Source organism: Bacillus sp. FSL H8-0545 (assembly GCF_038006105.1).
Classification (GTDB): Bacteria; Bacillota; Bacilli; order Bacillales; family Bacillaceae_G; genus Bacillus_A; species Bacillus_A cereus_U.
In genome coordinates this window covers 2,858,892-2,876,711 of record NZ_JBBOUO010000001.1, presented here as the reverse complement: position 1 = coordinate 2,876,711, position 17,820 = coordinate 2,858,892, and the positions used below count along the sequence as shown (strand labels likewise).

Sequence of the window (17,820 nt, the reverse complement as noted above, 5' to 3'; positions counted from 1 at the left end):
ATGAAGATTATAAGAATCTATCGAAAAATAGGGAGGAAAATAGATATGAATAAATTTCCATTTAAAGTGTTAACTTTAGCCACGCTGGCAACGGTTATAACTTCTACTACCGGTAACACTATTCATGCATTTGCACAAGAACAGACCGCTCAAGAACAGGAAATAGGGAATTATGCATTAGGGCCTGAAGGACTGAAGAAAGCATTGGCTGAAACAGGATCTCATATTCTTGTAATGGATTTGTACGCAAAAACAATGATTAAGCAACCGAATGTAAATTTATCCAATATTGATTTAGGTTCAGAAGGGGGAGAATTAATCAAAAATATTCACCTTAATCAGGAACTGTCTCAAATCAATGCGAATTATTGGCTAGATACAGCAAAACCGCAGATTCAAAAAACAGCACGTAATATTGTAAATTACGATGAACAATTTCAAAATTATTACGACACATTAGTAGATACTGTACAAAAGAAAGATAAGGCAGGCCTAAAAGAGGGCATAAATGATTTAATCACTACAATTAATACAAATTCAAAAGAAGTTACAGATGTAATTAAGATGTTACAAGACTTCAAAGGGAAACTATATCAAAATTCTACAGATTTTAAAAATAATGTTGGTGGCCCAGATGGGAAAGGTGGATTAACGGCAATATTAGCAGGTCAACAGGCTACGATTCCACAACTTCAAGCTGAAATTGAGCAACTCCGTTCTACTCAGAAAAAACATTTTGACGATGTATTAGCCTGGTCAATTGGTGGTGGATTGGGAGCAGCTATTTTAGTTATTGCAGCTATTGGAGGAGCGGTAGTAATTGTCGTAACTGGCGGTACAGCAACACCGGCTGTTATTGGTGGCCTGTCGGCTCTTGGTGCAGCTGGTATCGGTTTAGGAACAGCAGCTGGTGTCACGGCGTCTGGTCATATGAACTCCTATAACGAAATCTCTAAAAAAATCGGAGAATTAGGTACGAAAGCTGATCGTGCTAGCCAAGCAGTTATTTCGCTTACTAACGCGAAAGACACATTGGCATATCTGTATCAGACAGTGGACCAAGCGATACTGTCTCTAACGAATATTCAAAAGCAATGGAATACAATGGGGGCTAACTATACAGATTTACATGATAATATCGACTCTATGCAAGAACATAAATTCTCTTTAATACCGGATGATTTAAAAGCTGCTAAACAAAGCTGGAATGATATTCATAAAGATGCAGAATTCATTTCGAAAGACATCGCTTTTAAACAAGAATAGAACTGAAAATTAAGACCTATATAGGAGGAATATGAAATGATGAAGAAAATCCCTTATAAACTACTCGCTGTATCGACGTTTTTAACTTTGACAACAACTTCTGTTGTTACACCAGTAGCAACTTTTGCAAGCGGAATTGAACAAACAAATAATGGAGATATGTCTCTTTCAACAAATGAAGTGAAGATGAAAGAAACTTTGCAAAAGGCTGGGTTATTTGCAAAATCTATGAATGCCTATTCTTATATGTTAATTAAAAATCCAGATGTGAACTTTGAAGGAATTACTATTAATGGATATGTAGATTTACCTGGTAGAATTGTACAAGATCAAAAGAATGCAAGAGCACATGCTCTTACATGGGATACACAAGTAAAAAAACAGCTTTTAGATACATTGACAGGCATTGTTGAATACGACACAACATTTGACAATTATTATGAAACAATGGTAGATGCGATTAATGCAGGGGATGGAGAAACTTTAAAAGAAGGAATTACAGATTTACGAGGTGAAATTCAACAAAACCAAAAGTCTGCACAACAGTTAATACAAGAATTAACTAAATTAAGAGACGCTATTGGACAAGATGTTAGAGCATTTGGAAGTAATAAAGATCTCTTGCAATCGATTTTAAAAAACCAAGGAGCTGATGTTGAGGCCGATCAAAAACGTCTAGATGAAATTTTAGGATCAGTAAATTATTATAAACAATTAGAATCTGATGGATTTAATGTAATGAAGGGTGCCCTTTTTGGCCTACCGTTAATTGGTGGTCTAATAGTACTCGGAGCACAAGGTAATTTATCTAAGTTAGAGCCTACATTAGCAGAATTACGTCAGACCGTAGATTATAAAGTAACATTAAATCGTGTAGTTGGAGTTGCGTATATTAATATTAGTGAGATGCATAAGGCACTTGATGATGCTATTAATTCTCTTACTTATATGTCCACGCAATGGCATGATTTAGATTCTCAATATTCGGGAGTACTTGGACATATTGAAACTGCATCTCAAAAAGCTGATCAAAATAAATTTAAATTCTTAAAACCTAACTTGAATGCAGCTAAAGACAGTTGGAAAACATTACACACAGATGCGGTCACTTTAAAAGAAGGAATCAAAGAATTAAAAGTGGAGCCTGTTACTCCGCAAAAATAAGAAAATATTAGTTTTGTTGCAAAGTCACCTAAAACATAGAGAATCTATGATTACGTTGTTCAATAGTAATGCAACAATTAATAATTCCTTATACACCAAAAAGGCGGAGTCTCATTAAAGACTTCGCCTTTCGTTTTTATAAAATTTTTACCCAGATACCAAGATAACCGTGCTGTATTGCTGATTTTCAAAAAAATTGAAAGACGTCGCTTTTAAAGAGGAATAGGAATAGAATTAGAAATCAAAACCTATATAGGAGAAGTATAAAATGATGAAAAAAATCCCTTATAAAATACTCGCTGTATCGACATTTTTAACTATGACAACAACTTATGCAGTTACACCAGTAGTAGCTTTTGCAAGTGAAATTGAACAAACTAACAATGGAGATATGTCTCTTTCAGCAAATGAAGAACAGATGAAAAAAACTGTGCAAGATGCTGGGTTATTTGTAAAATCTATGAATGAATATTCTTATTTGTTAATTAATAATCCGGATGTGAGTTTTGAAGGAATTACTATTAATGGATATGCAGATTTACCTAGTAAAATTGTACAAGATCAAAAGAATGCAAGAGCACATGCAGTTTCATGGAATACGAAAGTAAAAAAACAGCTTTTAGATACATTGACAGGTATTATTGAATACGATACAAAATTTGAAAATCATTATGAAACATTAGTAGAGGCGATCAATACTGGGAATGGAGATACTTTAAAAAAAGGGATTACGGATTTACGGGAGGAAATTCAACAAAATCAAAAGTCTGCAAAAGTATTAATAGAAGAATTAACTAAATTTAAAAATGCTATTGGAGAAGATGTTAGAGTATTTGGGAGCCATAAAGAGACCTTGCAGTCTATTTTAAAAAACCAAGGAGCTGCGGTAGAGGATGATCAAAAGCGTCTAGAGGACCTTTTAGGGCAAGTAAACTATCAGAAAGACATAGAATCTAAAGGATTAGACATGGTAAAGATCCCCTTTCTTCCCACATTGATTGCTGGTGGGATAATGATAGGTGATGCAAGAGGTAAGTTAGGTTGGCTAGAGCCGGAATTAGCAAAATTACGTCAGAATGTAGATTATAAGATAACATTAAATCGTGTAGTAGGAGTTGCGTTTCATAATATTAGTGATATGCATAGTGCGATTGATAATGCTATTACTGCTCTTACTTATATGTCCACGCAATGGGATGATTTAGACTCTCAATATTCGGGCGTACTGGGACATATTGATAAAGCTAATCAAAAAGCCGATCAAAATAGATATAAATTCTTAGCCCCTAACTTGAATGCAGCTAAAGACAGTTGGAAAACATTACGAACAGATGTTGTCACATTACAAGAAGGGATAAAAATTGCAGAGAAAAAAGAACAGGATTTTATGAATCAGCTTCGTCCATCAAACGTTTTCTATTTTTATAAAAAAATTCATAACGCATACACATTTGAAATAAAGACTGGAACAAATGCACCAAATGCGTCTTATAAAGTTATGAATTTAACTAAAAACACTGTTCATAATATGTGGAGTGGAGGACCAAATACAAACATGTGGGCTGACTGGCTTTCATTCAATCCAAAAGATGAATTTGCAGTGGTAGCAGTAGTGGATGGGAAAGAATATGTTGTATATAAAGACAAAGTAGAAAATATAATGAACTGAACCCGAAAAGTTAGACAGAAAAATTACGCAGCAATTGGAGATGGTACACTAAGTTAAGTGAAAAAGATGATTCAGAGGGTACCAAATGGAGTATAAAATAAAGGTAACCATTGGGAATTACGTTCAATTTTCATATCGTAAAAATTCTAATTTGCAATTAATGGGATATGTAGTGAGTGTTCTACAGAATACAATTGTTGTAGATATTTCAGAGATAATGGGAATAGAAGTAGATGATGTTAGGCAAGTAGTAAAACATGGTTGCTATAATAAAGTGGTTCATAAGCAAATAAAAAATACTGTTTCATAAAAAATGCTCCTAGATAAATCTAAGAGTATTTTTTATGATGAAGTTACTGGATTTTTTGAGACGATCAATAGCAGCAGTTAGATAGTAATATATTCATTTAGAAAAAGCATCCAAATAGGATGCTTTTTCTAAATGAGGTCTCGCTTCATCACCATCAGGTTAAGAAATTTATTGTTATCTCAAACGAATCTAAATTCTTATAAGTAACTAACTGTAGCGAGATAAAATTTCGTTTTGGGGGGTCTTCAAAAGCTTAACTTGATAGCGATGTGGTACTACCCCTAGAGAAAGAATTTTTTATTAAATAATAAAGTTGTTGTTTAAATAACAATAAAATCCTTCGAAAATTAATATAGTTTTTTTAAAATAGAGATGATATGATGGATAATCATACCATTTTTTCACTTCGTGTATGATTTTATAGAAGGATACCTCTATATTAAGATGATATAAATAAAGGGATATATTAGTAACAGGGGGAGAATAATGAAAAAGTTATTACAAGAAATTATAAATTGGATTAGTATGACCGATGAACAGATTGTTATTGGCATTTCAGGACACGGTGCTGCCGGAAAAACAACGTTCGCCAATAAGCTCATAAACCAATTAAATCAAAATAAAGTGAATTATATTAATACAGATCCATACATTGTTAGTTCAAATGTACGAAAGTATACAAATATCCACTATACATATCAGAATGAAAATCATTATGATAAAATGACAGCTTGTCATCCATCAGCCCATCATTTGTCTGCGTTAGAAAGAGATGTTCAAATGGTAAGAGCTGGTTTAGATTTTTATACAATGGATACACATTATATAAAAAGTGAGTTAATTTCTTCGAAAAATAAGGTGACGATTGTAGAAGGAATGAGTGTCGCATTTATTAATCCAAATTTATTTGATTTGAAAATTTACTTCTATACAGATGGAGAAACAGAATTAATGAGAAGGTCTAGCCGTGATATTATTGAAAGAGGAGCCGATATTAATTATTTAAGGAAGTCTCATGAAGAACGTCGGATTCAGTATGAAGTGTTTATGCATCCGTATAGTCAAATTTTTAATATTATTATCAAAAATTCTAATGAAACAATATGTTTAGAAAAAAATACATTTGAGTTTTATAAAGTTTAAATGCAAATACTTTATTTATTATGTTTATTATAAAGAAGAGTTTTCATTATTTATGAACATATCTTCCGATAACGATAATTATGTAAATAAGCTGTCCATATGGGCGGCTTATTATATTTTTTGCTTAACCTGGGGTTTTTCGAAATGCTGGCGATACCCTCAATGAACAATATAACTTAACATAGTAAAATAATATTTGGATGGGAGTCCAATACATATTATTAAAATTTAGATGGTTCAAGTCGGAGGAAGGCACCTTAGGGTGTCTTTTCTTTATGGGGTAGCGTCAGAAAAATGCTGATTTACAACGTTAAGGAAATTTCAATATTAAAAAGCCTAATTTCTCAATTAAATATGAAGAAATTAGGCTTTTTTCATTTAGTGATGAAACCCATTATCACATTTCGTATCATGTGGCATAGGCCCGTCCAGGGAATCCAGAAAGGCAACGGTCTGTTTGAGGTTCCTCAAAAATAAATGCGCGAGATCCATGGAAAATCCATTTCGAACCACAACGCGCATAATCGTCACCGCTTCCATATCTGGAGGCAATGGATAGGCGGGTACTTGCCAGCCGAACACACGCAATTGTCGAGATAAATCATAAAGATTCCAGTTTAATGTGTAACCATCTTTCAGTCGCCAAGCGAAAACCGGAATATCCGAACCATCGGACAAAAGTTCGAACGGTTCCATCTTCTGAATCGCCTCGCTAAGAAAAAGAGCGACTTTCTGAGAAGCCCTTTGGACATCATAGTACCCACTTTTCCCCAAACGCAGGTAATTGTAATATTGCAGGAGCACTTGTGCGCCAGGACGAGAGAAATTCAGGGCAAAAGTCGGCATGTTCCCGCCCAAATAGGAGACGCGGAAGATTAGATCCTCAGGGAGATCTTCAGCTTCCCGCCAAATTATCCAACCCAACCCAGGATAGACTAATCCATATTTATGTCCGGATACATTGATGGACTTCACCCTCGGTAATTGAAAATCCCAGACTAAATCTGGTTGAAGGAACGGTGCTATAAATCCCCCCGAAGCCGCATCCACATGCATGGGAATGTCGAGGCCCGTCCTCTCCTGTAAATCGTCCAACGCTTTCGCAATGGCGGCAACCGGTTCGTAAAGCCCGGTATAAGTCTCACCGAGAATCGGTACTACACCAATCGTATTTTCATCCACGGCAGCGAGGACCCCCTGAGGATCCAATCGGGGATGCTCTGGGCTAACCTTCACATAGCGTGGTTCAACCTCCCAATAGTTCGCGAATTTTTCCCAAACGACTTGAACAGCAGAACTAAACACAATATTGGGCCGATCCACCGGCTTCCCTTCGCTTTTGCGTGCATTTTGCCAGCGTCTCTTTAACGCAAGCCCCCCGAGCATACATGCTTCCGACGATCCAGTTGTTGAAACGCCCATAGTCGTAAGGGGGGTGGGCGAATGCCAGAGGTTGGCTAAAATGCGGACACACCGCTCCTCAATTTCGGCTGTCTGTGGATATTCATCCTTGTCAATCATGTTCTTGTCGAATGATTTGGCATATAAGTGCTCTGCGGCAGGCTCCATCCATGTGCTAACGAATGTTGCAAGATTCAAGCGGGCATTGCCATCAAGAGCAATTTCATCATGGACGATTTGATACGCTGTTTCTGGTAACATGCCTTCATCAGGCATGTGAAAGCGCGGAACGACTGATTCTCCTTCGCGGGCAAACAGAGGATTTACAGAAAATTCGTGAGGCAGCTCCATTTGCACGTGACGCGGTAGATATTGTGGATTATCTGGCATGATCGCTTTTCCTTCGTATGCATCGTTTTGAACTTCTGCTTTCCGATCCTGTGGCATACAAGTCCCCCTTAATTAATTGTTTAACAAACATATTATTTACAAAAAAGCATTTGTTAAACTAAGGGGACAATTCTAATAAAAGGTGCTGCCACCATTCGAATTAAAGGAGAAGCCATGAATGGACTTGCAAGAGCTATTTTCTTCGGGAAATAAGGTGAGCTTAGGGAACAAACCATACAGCATCAATTGCAAAGGGCCAGTGCCTTAAACATAATTATCAATGCCATCAGTATCTGGAATACTTTACATCTAACAAAAGCAGTTAAATATCAAAACAAATACGAAAGTTATTATAGTGACGACTTTTGAAGAATCTTCTAGTGTTTCTGAAGCACTTAAAGCAGGGGCTGAAGGATATGTACTTAAATCTGCCCCACCTAAAGAATTAGTAGCGGCAATTAGATTGGTAAATTCAGGAGAGACTATGTTGTCTCAAGGTGTTGCGAATCGTTTGTTTAAAGCATATAGCTCAATACCCAAAAAGTATCCTTATGAATTCGACGTGAAATTGAGGTCTTAGGTGCTCTTAAAGAGGGACTTCGATATAAAGAAATTGCAAAAAAATTGTTTTTATCTGAAGGGACTGTAAGGAACTATGTTTCTTCTATATATATGAAACTTGAAGTTTCTGAAAGGAATGAAGCTGAGAAGAAAGCTATTTTATAATTACTCAGTTACTAGGGGTCACACGATCGAAAAAAGAAAATTGTACGTTAAGGAATATTTCTTCTTTATTCTATTCTTTCGTAATGGGGTACCGCCACATTGCTATCAAGCTAAGAAAAACAAATACCCCCAGAACGAAATTTTGTGCTAACTTTTAACAGAAAAGCTCATTTTTTCGTTTTGGGGTGAATCTATTTTCTTAAGTTGATGGGCATGGGCTAGTACCAACAAAACACAAATTTCGTACGCTACGACAATGTAAAGATTTTATGCTGCACGTAAAAAACCGATTAGTGAGAGCTCATAATCCGTGGGGGATAGACACCCCCCGCGAATTTAAGTGTCACTTCATAAAAAAGTAAGGGTCGGTACTGCATGTCATTTGACTATTATTTTTCCATCCATTCCTTTCAAGTAGTGGAACCGACATATTAGTTCATATGTACCGGGGGTTTCAGGTTTTACGGTAATTGTTTTTTCTTTTCCTGGCGGGACCTCAGCGTCGATTCCGAGCTTTTTCACCGTAAAGGTGTGATCTCTATTTCCTTTGTTTTTTAATAGCAACGTTGTCGTTTTCCCAGCCGGAACAGTGATGACATTCGGATTAAAGTAATCATCATTCAATTCAACCTCGATAGGCTGTCTCACAACGTCGGGTTCGGCAAATACACGGAGCGATCCTAAAGTAGTCATAACTACAATCATCGTAAGGGAAATGATTAATCCAGTTAATAGCTTTTTCACAGACATTCACAATCCCTCCTTTCCTAAGCACTAGTCTTTTCAAATTTATAAAATATTATCACTATAAATAGGGTTTAGGCGTGGTTCAAATAGTAATCCTTTCGGCAACTTCTAATAACCAAGTGATAACTGGAATAGGATTTGTGTAAATAAAAAAGCCTCCACTACCGCGGAAGCTTCTCCAAATGATGTGCAATATCAACATACATATCGGAATAAACCGAATGGATTTCATTACTAGGCGCAGCGTTAGAAGAGAAGTGGACGATTACCATATTTGCTGTCGGATCGATGTAAAGAGTTTGTCCGTAACTGCCTAACACTTCGAAAGCATCTTGTTCATTATGCGGAATCCACCATTGATTATGATAAGAAATTGAAGCGCCGCTGCCAATTGCGAGTTCGCCTTCTTGTACATTTTTTACACCTTCTGTAATAGAAGAAGGGACGATTTGTTTTCCGTTATATTGACCATTATTTAAAAGTAATTGCCCGAACTTCGCCATATCTCTAGCAGTTGCATTTAAACCAGCGCTTGCTTGTTCTACTTTTGTTTCATCTGTAACGTAATAAGCGTCTTCTTCCATACCAATTTGAGACCAAATTTGCTCGCTTACATTTTCCGCTAATGATTTGTCAGTGATTGTTCGGATAATCCAAGCGAGTGTTTCACTTGAGCCGTTATTGTAAGAAAAAGCGGAGCCAGGCGGTGCAGTTTCTTCTGCCTCTAGTAACATATCATAAATTTTCATAGGCCCCTCGTAATTTTTACCTCGGGGTAAAATATTACTAGCTAAATATAGTTGTGCATCTTGATTTTCTAGTCCTAGCTGCATATATCCGTGAGTAGGGTATTCAGCAGAAACTTGCATGTCCAGTAATTGCTGAAGTGTTGCTTTACCAAACGGTGTATTTTTTAATTCTTTTATGTAAGTGTCAGCTGTTTTCTCTACATCAATAAGATTTTCTTCAGCGAGAGATTGTATGATTGCACCAGTAAACACCTTTGCTAATGATGCCATTCCATGAGGATCACTCCCGTTATATCCATTGAAATATCGCTCATAAACAAGTTGTCCATTATGTACAACGACAAAAGCGTCTGTTTTGTTTTCGTCTAAAAGTTTTTTTAGAGGAGTTGTATTTCCAAATCTACGCTCCACAGCAAAATCGTCTAAGTTTTGTAACGCGGTAGGGAAGGGAGCAACTTGGTCAGGATTGTTTTTTACTTCATTAATTAAAGTAAATTCTTTCATATGTGTATACGACCAGCGTAAGTAAGGATCGTCTAACCAGTTTTCTTTTGTGACAGTATCTTTAGTGGGGGTCGTTTTATTATGTTTAAAAAAAGTAAACCCAAGCCCTGTAACTACGAATAGTAATACTAGTAACAGTAATAGCAGGGGAGATTTCTTTACATTCATGTATGTACCTCCTTTAGTTTCTATTATAAGTATACGCTCGTCTTAAAAGAAATACAAAATAAGGAAAGTAAACGGGTAAGTTTACTTTCCTTATGAGCGTTATGCAGAGATTTGTCCGTCTGTACTTTGTTTCTTGAATTTTTGTTTTCGTCCGTGTAATCCATAATAAAGAAGTAAAGTGAACGCAACGATAATAGCTGCGATAAAATACATATTATGATAACTTGATTTGGAAGCGACTATACCTAAAATGAAAGAACCAAAGCCAATGCCGCTATCAAAGAACGAGAAGTAAGTAGCTGTCGCAGAACCACGTCGATGGTTTGGAGCGGCAGAAATTGCAATCGTTTGGAAACTTGGAATTAATGTTCCGTATCCTAAACCGATTAACATACCTGAGCCAAGGAACCAAAATGAAGTTTGCGCTTGGCTTAAAATGAACATCCCAATTGTGAAAATAATGATAGCTGGATAAATAAGTACATTTTCACCGAAACGATCAAATATTTTTCCTGTAAATGGACGAGAAATTACAACAACAAGTGCGTATAAAATAAAGAAGTAACTTGCAATTTCGCTTAAACCGAGTTCTTTCGCATAAATAGGAATAAAGGATAAAATGCCACTATAAGAAAAGGCTAAAACAAATCCTGTTAGAGCGATTGGAATAGAAGATGGTTCAATTAAGTCTTTCCATTTCATTTTTTCTCGTGTTTGTTTACTTACTGGTTTTTCATGTGGAATATCGACTAGTAATCCTAATAAAAATGCGAGTAATGAAAATACTGAACAAACGATAAATAGTACAGTAAATGAAAAATGGGAAATAATTGTTAAACCTAAAAAAGGACCAATTACCATCGGTAGACTCATAAATACGCCGTAATAAGCAAGTGCTTCACCGCGTCTATGAGCTGGTGCTACATCAGTTACAATTGTTCCAGTTGCTGTTGTTGCCATTCCGAATCCAATACCATGTAAGAAGCGAAGGGCAAGTAATAAAAATAAACTTTGCGTACCGAAATACATAACAGTAGCGGCTAAAAATAGTGAAAGTGAAATGAATAATATTTTCTTTCTTCCTAAATCATCGAGCCATTTTCCTGTGAATGGTCTACATAAAACAGATGAAATAAGAAAAACAGTTGCAACTAAACCAATTTCCTCAGGTTTTCCTTTTAGGCTGTCTATAACATAGACAGGCAGAGTAGTCATAAGCATGTAAAATGTTAAAAAGAGAAACAGACTACTAAAACAAGTTCCGAGGAAATCCTTCGTCCAAAGTTTTTCACTTTGCATCGTCATCCCTCCATATTAATGATCTAAATTTTTGATAATTTGTTGTAACAATTGAAAAGCTTCATGTAAGTCTTCTTCTTTAATACCTTCTAGCGTCTTTTCTTCAAAGGAATCAACTTCTTCTTGCCATACTGGAATCATTTCTATTGCTGTTTCCGATAAGGAAATGAGCTTCTCACGGCGATCTTTTCCTTCCGTACGAATAATCCAGCCCATCGTTTCCATACGTGTTAACGTGCGGGTCATCGTTGGTGATTCAACATTTAAATACTGACATAATTCTGTTTGAGTACAAGATCCAGTTTGATTAATGCGGAAAATAACAGCCCATTGCGCACTAAATAATCCTGTTGGAGATACACGTTCATTAAATTTCTTCGTAAACTTACGAGAAGTTTGACTGACAATGTGGAAAAAATGTTGTTTTTCGTCCATGTATTTGGATCCTTTCAAATTAGTTACCTAGCTAACTATATACTTTTTTATAATAACTGTCTAGTAATAGACATGCAGTTTTATGTGGAAATTTCGTATAGATTTTATATTGAGAACATACATTCTGTGTGGTATTCTTTAATTAAGTAAAGAATTTTCTTTCTATTAAAAGAATGGGGGAACTTGTGATGATTAAGCCTGCAACAATGGAGTATGTTTCACTATCGAACGGAGAAACGATTGCATATCAAGAAGTTGGAAGGCAAAATGAAGAAATACTCGTGCTCATTCATGGAAATATGACATCGTCACAACACTTTGATTTAGTTATTGAGAAACTACAAAATCAATATCATATTTACGCAATTGATTTAAGAGGATTTGGACAATCAACGTATAATAAGCCGATAGATTCTTTGCAAGACTTTACGGAAGATGTGAAACTTTTTATAGATAAATTAAATGTAAAGAAATTTTCATTAATGGGATGGTCAATGGGCGGCGGTGTTGCGATGGAGTTTACAGCGAGCCACCCAACTTTTGTAGAAAAACTAATATTAGTAGAATCGGTTGGAATGAAAGGGTACCCGATATTTAAAAAAGATATTAACGGGCAACCAATCGTATCGAGTTTATTAAAAACGAAAGAAGAAATTGCGCAAGATCCAGTGCAAATTGCCCCCGTACTAGATGCAATAAAAAATATGAATAAATTATATTACCGTACAGTATGGAATCTACTAATATATACACATAATCAACCTGAACCGGATCGTTATGAAAAGTATTTAGATGATATGTTAACGCAGCGCAATTTCGTTGATGTGAACTATTCATTAGTTACATTTAATATTTCAGATGAACATAATGGTGTTGTACGAGGAAATGGACATATTCACCGTATTCAAGCCCCAACACTCGTCATACAAGGTGACCGCGATTATGTCGTACCACAAGTAGTTGGCGAGGAATTAGCGAAACATTTGCCAAATGCGGAGTTGAAGGTGTTAGAAGATTGCGGGCATTCACCGTTTATTGATTGTTTAGATGTGTTTATACAGCATGTAGAGGATTGGTTAGACAATAAATAATTCCCAAAATATAAAACTTGCATATACTATAGCATTTGTATGTATAAGGGGAGAGAGTCAATGCATAATCCATTTTTAATGTATCATTCGCCATATAATGATCATCAATATGTAAAAATTATTATTGATCCGATGTATATGCAAGTGCAGCAACTACCAATCGCCCATGCACATTACTACTTATATGGACCATCATTTTATGAAAATCCATATTTTAAACATTTTCATTACCATGTGAAAGCACAAGTTTGGGAAGGATAAGAAGCTAAAAGGTTGATTCTTTTAGCTTCTTTTTTATTGCTAATATTCGTACACGCATGTAAAGAAACAGTTTATAATGAAAGTTGGAAAGCGTGAGAAAGAGAGGGAAAAGGATGTCGATGCGTTTTACTTTTTGGATTATGGTTGGGATTGTGGCAATCTCAGGTTTATCACAAGGTATGCTCTTACCTGCCATTGCAATGATTTTTGAACAAGAAGGGGTTAGTTCAAGTATTAACGGTATTCATGCAACGGCATTATACATCGGGATATTATTTATTTCACCGTTTCTTGAAAAACCGATGCAAAAGTTTGGAATGAAACCAATTATCGTAATTGGTGGGTTTCTCGTTATTATTTCATTATTCTTTTTTACACAAACTTTTTCATTTTGGGTATGGTTTATTCTTAGGTTCCTAGTTGGTGTTGGAGATCATATGCTCCATGTCGGAACGCAAACATGGATTACGACAACGTCAGATCCTAGTAAAATAGGTAGACAAGTATCGATATACGGTGTATTCTTCGGAATTGGTTTCGCAGTTGGTCCGTATTTAGCAAGCACTGTTCAGTACGGTCTTGCAACACCATTTATCGTATCTACTATACTTTGCTTAATAGGTTGGCTTTTACTACTACCAACGAAAAATGCATTTCCAGCACAAGATGAGGCGAAAGCTGAAAGTGAATCATCCTTTTCTCGTTATAAACAAGTCGTTGGATTAGCGTGGATTGCGTTAATTGGTCCGCTTGCATACGGTGTACTTGAAGCGATGTTAAATAGTAATTTGCCAGTATACGCACTTCGCAAAGGATGGTCTGTAGCGGAAGTTTCCTTCTTATTACCAGCATTCGCAGTTGGAGGTATTATTACACAAATCCCGCTCGGTATGTTAAGTGATAAATACGGAAGAGATCGTATTTTAACGTGGATGTTCAGCGTAAGTACTGGCATTTTCCTACTTGCAGCAGTATTTGATCAATATTACTGGATCGTCTTTGCCTGTATGCTTTTAGCTGGTATGGTCATTGGCTCGTGCTTCTCATTAGGTCTTGGATTTATGACAGATTTATTACCGAGGCACTTACTACCAGCAGGTAATATATTATCCGGAATCGCCTTTAGTATAGGAAGTATTATGGGCCCTGTATTAGGAGGCGTATTTATAGAAAAAATACAGTATACAAGCTTTTTTATTGCAGTTATGATTATAATGGGTATTCTCGCAATGTTATATATTATTTACATGAAGAATCAATTCGCATCAAGAAAAATAGAAAGTAGGTTAGGGCATGACAAAACAACCTAATAAAAAGAAATTTGAAGTACTAGAAAACGAAACAATTACAGACTGTTTAGCACGTATGGAACAAGAAGGATATGCACCGTCTCGTCGCATGGAAGAGCCAATCTTTCATGAAGTGAAGAAAGACGGGAAAACAGAAGTTGAACCGTGTGGTAGAAAAATTGTTTTTGAGGGGAAATTGAAGTAATCAAATAACAGATTTTCTTTTTGATACAGAACAAGCCATCCAATTCATCCTCTATGAATTGGATGGCTTGTTTTTTTACAATTGATCAGTGAAGGAAAATATATTTTCTGGGAAGAACGAAAAGACATGCCCAATTCTCCTAGATCCTGTTTTCTAAAGTGTAGCTTCATGTAGAAAACTTTGCAATAGAGCCTTTATTTATTATTTTTGCTAAAACTTATGTACAATTCACAGTGCGAAACAACACATATAAAATGCCACTTCCTTTTTCATTTCTCCTAATTGGCTTCTTTATACGGATCGCAGAAAATATTGATACTTTTTTCGTATATTGGTAAAATAAGTTCTTGGGTCTTACTTGTTGTTATCAGTAGAATGATTGTCGCTCAACTTAAAGAAATTAGTTACAAAGATTTCGCAATATCTAAAGGGGGTCCGGCAACGATTCCCTCTTTTTGGAGCCACTCACAAACGTAAAGCAAGAGAGGAGGCTATATGAACTATTCTCCTTTCTTGTTTAGATTAACCAGCTACTACAATTGGAACAAGTATATCAAATTCAATATCTGGAGGATGCTGATTAAAATCTGGTCGACACCCTGGTGGATAATGTTTTTCTAGCAATCTATCAATTCTGATGGAATCGATAGATTGTTAGAAAGTGGAAAATGATTATCCGAATATTCCGAAGTAGATGTAACCCTTCCATGATTAAGTGTAAAACCAAAATACGCTGTTTTAAAAAGTTATTTGTTAGAACTGGTTATAAGTAATAAAACAGAAAAGAGGATCACATGTTACATAATTTACAGAGAAGTAAAAGAATTTTTTTATTATGTCTTATTTTTTTAGTGCTTTTAACCGCTTGTGGTAATACGGATGTTAAGACATCTAAAGCTTCATTACCACCGGCTCAATCAAATATAGATAAATCATTAAAAGCACCAAATTGGGTAGATAAAAGTCCTATTCAACAATCTCCTAATTTTATTGAAGATAAAAAAGTAAAATCGGCTGTGAATTTAATAGCAACGGGTGATAATTTATATCATGATGCAGTAATTAAAGATGGCAAACAAAAAGACGGTTCATATGATTATCACTATATTTATGAAAATATAAAAAAAGCTGTTCAATCAAGTGATCTTGCTATAGTGAATCAGGAGACTCCAATTGCAGGAAATAATCTAAAAGTACAGGGATATCCTACTTTCAATACACCTGAAGAAGTAGGTCAATCTTTAGTGGACACTGGATTCAATATAGTGACTCAAGCGACAAATCATGCTATGGATATGGGTATTAACGGTGTTATGAATACAAGAGAATACTGGAAGAAATATCCGGATGTTATCCCGTTAGGCATTAATGAGAGTCAAAATGAACGCAATGAAATAAAAACGATTACAAAAAATGGTATTCGTTTTGCGCTACTTAATTATACATACGGTACGAATGGAATTAAAGTTGCAGCTGATAAGTCTTGGGCATTAAATTTAATTGATAAAAAGGCGATCCAAAATGATGTGGAAAAGGCAAAGAATAGCTCTGATATGGTGATTGTTATGGTGCATTGGGGAGTAGAATATACCACTACACCTTCAAAGCAACAAAAAGAAGTTGCTCAATATTTAACAGATTTAGGTGTAGATGTAGTAATTGGAAATCATCCACATGTAATTCAACCAATTGAGTGGAAACAAAATAAAGATGGACATGAAACGCTAATCTATTATTCTCTTGGAAATCTTATTTCTGCTCAAGAAAAATTAGAAACATTGGTTGGAGGACTATCTTATATACAATTCGTCAAGTATGAAGATAAAACTTTTGGTATACGACAAGCGGCACTCGTACCGACAGTAACCGACTATGCTGATGGTAAGAAACAATTTAAAATTCAATTTTTAAAAGATTATTCGGATGAAGATTCTAAAAATCATGGGATTAAAAAATTTGTCGGCCCCGTTTCTTTGAAGGATTTCAAGGAGATTCCTAGAGATGTGTTGGGAAATTGGTATAAAGACTAATAAACAAAAAGGGAATGAGATACAATTAAAAAATTTATAATTTTAGCATTGGTATTGGCAATGGGATGGAGCCTTGCTGCTTGTAGTGGAAAGCAAACATCTCAGGAAACTACTAATAATAACGATAAAAATAAAAATGAGATAAATGCGAATAAAAAAGATGTTTTACCTATCTCTGATCTTAATGATTGGAGAATTATCCTTGTAAATAGAGAGCATATGTTATCAAAGGAACTAGGAATTGAATTAACAAGTATCACTCAAAATGCTAAGCCAAATATGAAAATCGATAGCAGAATTGCAACTTCCTATCAGGATATGGTAACAGCTGCAAAAAAAGAGGGAATCAACCTTTATTTAAGATCAGGTTATCGAGCTATAAAATTACAACAAACTTATTATGATGCTTCAGTTAAAAGCTATAAATCTCAAGGTTTGTCGGATAAAGAGGCTAGTGCTAAGGCATTGGAATATCTTCAGTATCCTGGTGCAAGTGAACACCATACTGGATTAGCGTTAGACATTATTTCAGTTGAATGGCAGAATACGGTAGAAGATTTAAATGCAAAATTTGAAACGACTGATGCATTCAAATGGTTAGATAAGAATGCTGCAGAGTATGGGTTTATTCTCCGCTATCCAAAAGATAAAGAGAATATTACTGGTATTAAGTATGAGCCATGGCATTATCGTTATGTAGGAAAAGAAGTTGCTATTTATCTAAAAGAAAATGGGTTAACTTTAGAAGAGTATTGCGAAAAGATTAAGTCCGACAAATAAAAATACACTTTGATTCTATTAAAAAGCCAGTGGACATATTTCCTTTCCTTAAAGGAAATAAATTATGCATTGCTACGGGAAAAGGCGGATCTAGAGGATGTGTGAACCTGCCTTCTAGTATTGTAAATACTGTGTATGATAATTTAAGCACGTATGAACCGGTTATCGTGTACTAGTAAATAGCAACCTCGTG

Annotated in this window: 18 protein-coding genes and 2 pseudogenes; 15 read left to right on the top strand and 5 right to left on the bottom strand. The window is 35.5% G+C overall.

Annotated features, from left to right (window positions below):
* The first annotated feature begins 45 nt into the window (after window positions 1–45).
* The 5 genes from hblD (at window position 46) to MHI07_RS15015 (ending at window position 5,552) form a co-directional block, all read left to right on the top strand.
* A complete protein-coding gene (gene hblD / locus MHI07_RS15035) occupies window positions 46–1,266 on the top strand; it encodes a hemolytic enterotoxin HBL lytic component L1 (RefSeq protein ID WP_340824796.1) in 1,221 nt (406 codons plus the stop codon).
* Between the two features lie 36 nt (window positions 1,267–1,302).
* Window positions 1,303–2,430: a hemolysin BL binding component B gene (gene hblA / locus MHI07_RS15030; RefSeq protein WP_340824795.1), complete on the top strand. Its 1,128-nt coding sequence runs from the start codon at window positions 1,303–1,305 to the stop codon at window positions 2,428–2,430.
* A gap of 268 nt (window positions 2,431–2,698) precedes the next feature.
* On the top strand, window positions 2,699–4,099 hold the full coding sequence (gene hblB, locus MHI07_RS15025) for a hemolysin BL regulatory component HblB (RefSeq protein WP_340824794.1): 1,401 nt from the start codon (window positions 2,699–2,701) through the stop codon (window positions 4,097–4,099).
* A gap of 85 nt (window positions 4,100–4,184) precedes the next feature.
* Window positions 4,185–4,409, top strand: a complete 225-nt coding sequence (locus MHI07_RS15020) for a DUF2187 domain-containing protein (protein ID WP_002144097.1) — start codon at window positions 4,185–4,187, stop codon at window positions 4,407–4,409.
* 486 nt (window positions 4,410–4,895) lie between these two features.
* Window positions 4,896–5,552, top strand: a complete 657-nt coding sequence (locus MHI07_RS15015) for a uridine kinase family protein (protein ID WP_340824792.1) — start codon at window positions 4,896–4,898, stop codon at window positions 5,550–5,552.
* A 378-nt stretch (window positions 5,553–5,930) separates the two neighbouring features.
* Here the strand turns inward: MHI07_RS15015 and MHI07_RS15010 are convergent, their stop codons facing one another.
* Window positions 5,931–7,400 (bottom strand): glutamate decarboxylase, encoded by a 1,470-nt coding sequence (locus tag MHI07_RS15010; RefSeq protein WP_340824790.1) that lies wholly within the window; start codon window positions 7,398–7,400, stop codon window positions 5,931–5,933.
* A gap of 105 nt (window positions 7,401–7,505) precedes the next feature.
* Here MHI07_RS15010 and MHI07_RS15005 point away from each other — a divergent pair.
* The 3 genes and pseudogenes from MHI07_RS15005 to MHI07_RS14995 all read left to right on the top strand — a co-directional run.
* Window positions 7,506–7,694, top strand: a pseudogene (locus MHI07_RS15005) (Tn3 family transposase); the annotation flags it as partial.
* A 4-nt stretch (window positions 7,695–7,698) separates the two neighbouring features.
* Window positions 7,699–7,923, top strand: a complete 225-nt coding sequence (locus tag MHI07_RS15000; protein WP_340824786.1) for a hypothetical protein — start codon at window positions 7,699–7,701, stop codon at window positions 7,921–7,923.
* On the top strand, window positions 7,899–8,069 hold the full coding sequence (locus tag MHI07_RS14995) for a response regulator transcription factor (protein ID WP_340826906.1): 171 nt from the start codon (window positions 7,899–7,901) through the stop codon (window positions 8,067–8,069). Before MHI07_RS15000 ends, MHI07_RS14995 begins: the two co-directional genes overlap by 25 nt.
* Window positions 8,070–8,447: 378 nt before the next feature.
* Here MHI07_RS14995 and MHI07_RS14990 read toward each other — a convergent pair whose 3' ends face one another.
* The 4 genes from MHI07_RS14990 to MHI07_RS14975 form a co-directional block, all read right to left on the bottom strand.
* Window positions 8,448–8,819: a cupredoxin domain-containing protein gene (locus MHI07_RS14990; RefSeq protein WP_088078915.1), complete on the bottom strand. Its 372-nt coding sequence runs from the start codon at window positions 8,817–8,819 to the stop codon at window positions 8,448–8,450.
* A 158-nt stretch (window positions 8,820–8,977) separates the two neighbouring features.
* Window positions 8,978–10,237, bottom strand: a complete 1,260-nt coding sequence (locus MHI07_RS14985; protein ID WP_070139690.1) for a serine hydrolase domain-containing protein — start codon at window positions 10,235–10,237, stop codon at window positions 8,978–8,980.
* Between the two features lie 99 nt (window positions 10,238–10,336).
* Complete coding sequence (locus tag MHI07_RS14980) at window positions 10,337–11,536, bottom strand: MFS transporter (RefSeq protein WP_340824782.1); 1,200 nt, start codon at window positions 11,534–11,536, stop codon at window positions 10,337–10,339.
* A 15-nt stretch (window positions 11,537–11,551) separates the two neighbouring features.
* On the bottom strand, window positions 11,552–11,971 hold the full coding sequence (locus tag MHI07_RS14975; protein ID WP_002013810.1) for a MarR family winged helix-turn-helix transcriptional regulator: 420 nt from the start codon (window positions 11,969–11,971) through the stop codon (window positions 11,552–11,554).
* Between the two features lie 188 nt (window positions 11,972–12,159).
* Here MHI07_RS14975 and phaZ point away from each other — a divergent pair, with 188 nt between their 5' ends.
* From phaZ to MHI07_RS14940, 7 genes and pseudogenes are all read left to right on the top strand, one after another.
* Window positions 12,160–13,062, top strand: coding sequence for an intracellular short-chain-length polyhydroxyalkanoate depolymerase (phaZ, locus tag MHI07_RS14970; protein WP_002161144.1), 903 nt, complete (start codon window positions 12,160–12,162; stop codon window positions 13,060–13,062).
* Between the two features lie 60 nt (window positions 13,063–13,122).
* On the top strand, window positions 13,123–13,323 hold the full coding sequence (locus MHI07_RS14965) for a hypothetical protein (protein WP_131231390.1): 201 nt from the start codon (window positions 13,123–13,125) through the stop codon (window positions 13,321–13,323).
* A 113-nt stretch (window positions 13,324–13,436) separates the two neighbouring features.
* Entirely contained in the window at window positions 13,437–14,633 is a 1,197-nt protein-coding gene (locus tag MHI07_RS14960) for an MFS transporter (RefSeq protein WP_088099277.1), read from the top strand.
* A complete protein-coding gene (locus tag MHI07_RS14955; protein ID WP_000166302.1) occupies window positions 14,617–14,817 on the top strand; it encodes an NETI motif-containing protein in 201 nt (66 codons plus the stop codon). Before MHI07_RS14960 ends, MHI07_RS14955 begins: the two co-directional genes overlap by 17 nt.
* A gap of 194 nt (window positions 14,818–15,011) precedes the next feature.
* Window positions 15,012–15,294: pseudogene (locus MHI07_RS14950) on the top strand (DUF817 family protein); the annotation flags it as partial.
* A 317-nt stretch (window positions 15,295–15,611) separates the two neighbouring features.
* The gene (locus MHI07_RS14945) at window positions 15,612–16,847 is read left to right on the top strand and encodes a CapA family protein (protein WP_016100474.1); all 1,236 of its coding nucleotides are present in this window, start codon (window positions 15,612–15,614) and stop codon (window positions 16,845–16,847) included.
* Between the two features lie 48 nt (window positions 16,848–16,895).
* Window positions 16,896–17,627 (top strand): M15 family metallopeptidase, encoded by a 732-nt coding sequence (locus MHI07_RS14940; protein WP_321145680.1) that lies wholly within the window; start codon window positions 16,896–16,898, stop codon window positions 17,625–17,627.
* Window positions 17,628–17,820 lie beyond the last annotated feature (193 nt).

What these genes read in the sequence shown, in the direction of transcription:
- hblD (WP_340824796.1), top strand. Translation starts at nt 46, where the DNA reads ATGAATAAATTTCCATTTAAAGTGTTAACTTTAGCCACGCTGGCAACG.
- hblA (WP_340824795.1), top strand. Translation starts at nt 1,303, where the DNA reads ATGATGAAGAAAATCCCTTATAAACTACTCGCTGTATCGACGTTTTTA.
- hblB (WP_340824794.1), top strand. Translation starts at nt 2,699, where the DNA reads ATGATGAAAAAAATCCCTTATAAAATACTCGCTGTATCGACATTTTTA.
- MHI07_RS15020 (WP_002144097.1), top strand. Translation starts at nt 4,185, where the DNA reads ATGGAGTATAAAATAAAGGTAACCATTGGGAATTACGTTCAATTTTCA.
- MHI07_RS15015 (WP_340824792.1), top strand. Translation starts at nt 4,896, where the DNA reads ATGAAAAAGTTATTACAAGAAATTATAAATTGGATTAGTATGACCGAT.
- MHI07_RS15010 (WP_340824790.1), bottom strand. Translation starts at nt 7,400, where the DNA reads ATGCCACAGGATCGGAAAGCAGAAGTTCAAAACGATGCATACGAAGGA.
- MHI07_RS14990 (WP_088078915.1), bottom strand. Translation starts at nt 8,819, where the DNA reads ATGTCTGTGAAAAAGCTATTAACTGGATTAATCATTTCCCTTACGATG.
- MHI07_RS14985 (WP_070139690.1), bottom strand. Translation starts at nt 10,237, where the DNA reads ATGAATGTAAAGAAATCTCCCCTGCTATTACTGTTACTAGTATTACTA.
- MHI07_RS14980 (WP_340824782.1), bottom strand. Translation starts at nt 11,536, where the DNA reads ATGCAAAGTGAAAAACTTTGGACGAAGGATTTCCTCGGAACTTGTTTT.
- MHI07_RS14975 (WP_002013810.1), bottom strand. Translation starts at nt 11,971, where the DNA reads ATGGACGAAAAACAACATTTTTTCCACATTGTCAGTCAAACTTCTCGT.
- phaZ (WP_002161144.1), top strand. Translation starts at nt 12,160, where the DNA reads ATGATTAAGCCTGCAACAATGGAGTATGTTTCACTATCGAACGGAGAA.
- MHI07_RS14965 (WP_131231390.1), top strand. Translation starts at nt 13,123, where the DNA reads ATGCATAATCCATTTTTAATGTATCATTCGCCATATAATGATCATCAA.
- MHI07_RS14960 (WP_088099277.1), top strand. Translation starts at nt 13,437, where the DNA reads ATGTCGATGCGTTTTACTTTTTGGATTATGGTTGGGATTGTGGCAATC.
- MHI07_RS14955 (WP_000166302.1), top strand. Translation starts at nt 14,617, where the DNA reads ATGACAAAACAACCTAATAAAAAGAAATTTGAAGTACTAGAAAACGAA.
- MHI07_RS14945 (WP_016100474.1), top strand. Translation starts at nt 15,612, where the DNA reads ATGTTACATAATTTACAGAGAAGTAAAAGAATTTTTTTATTATGTCTT.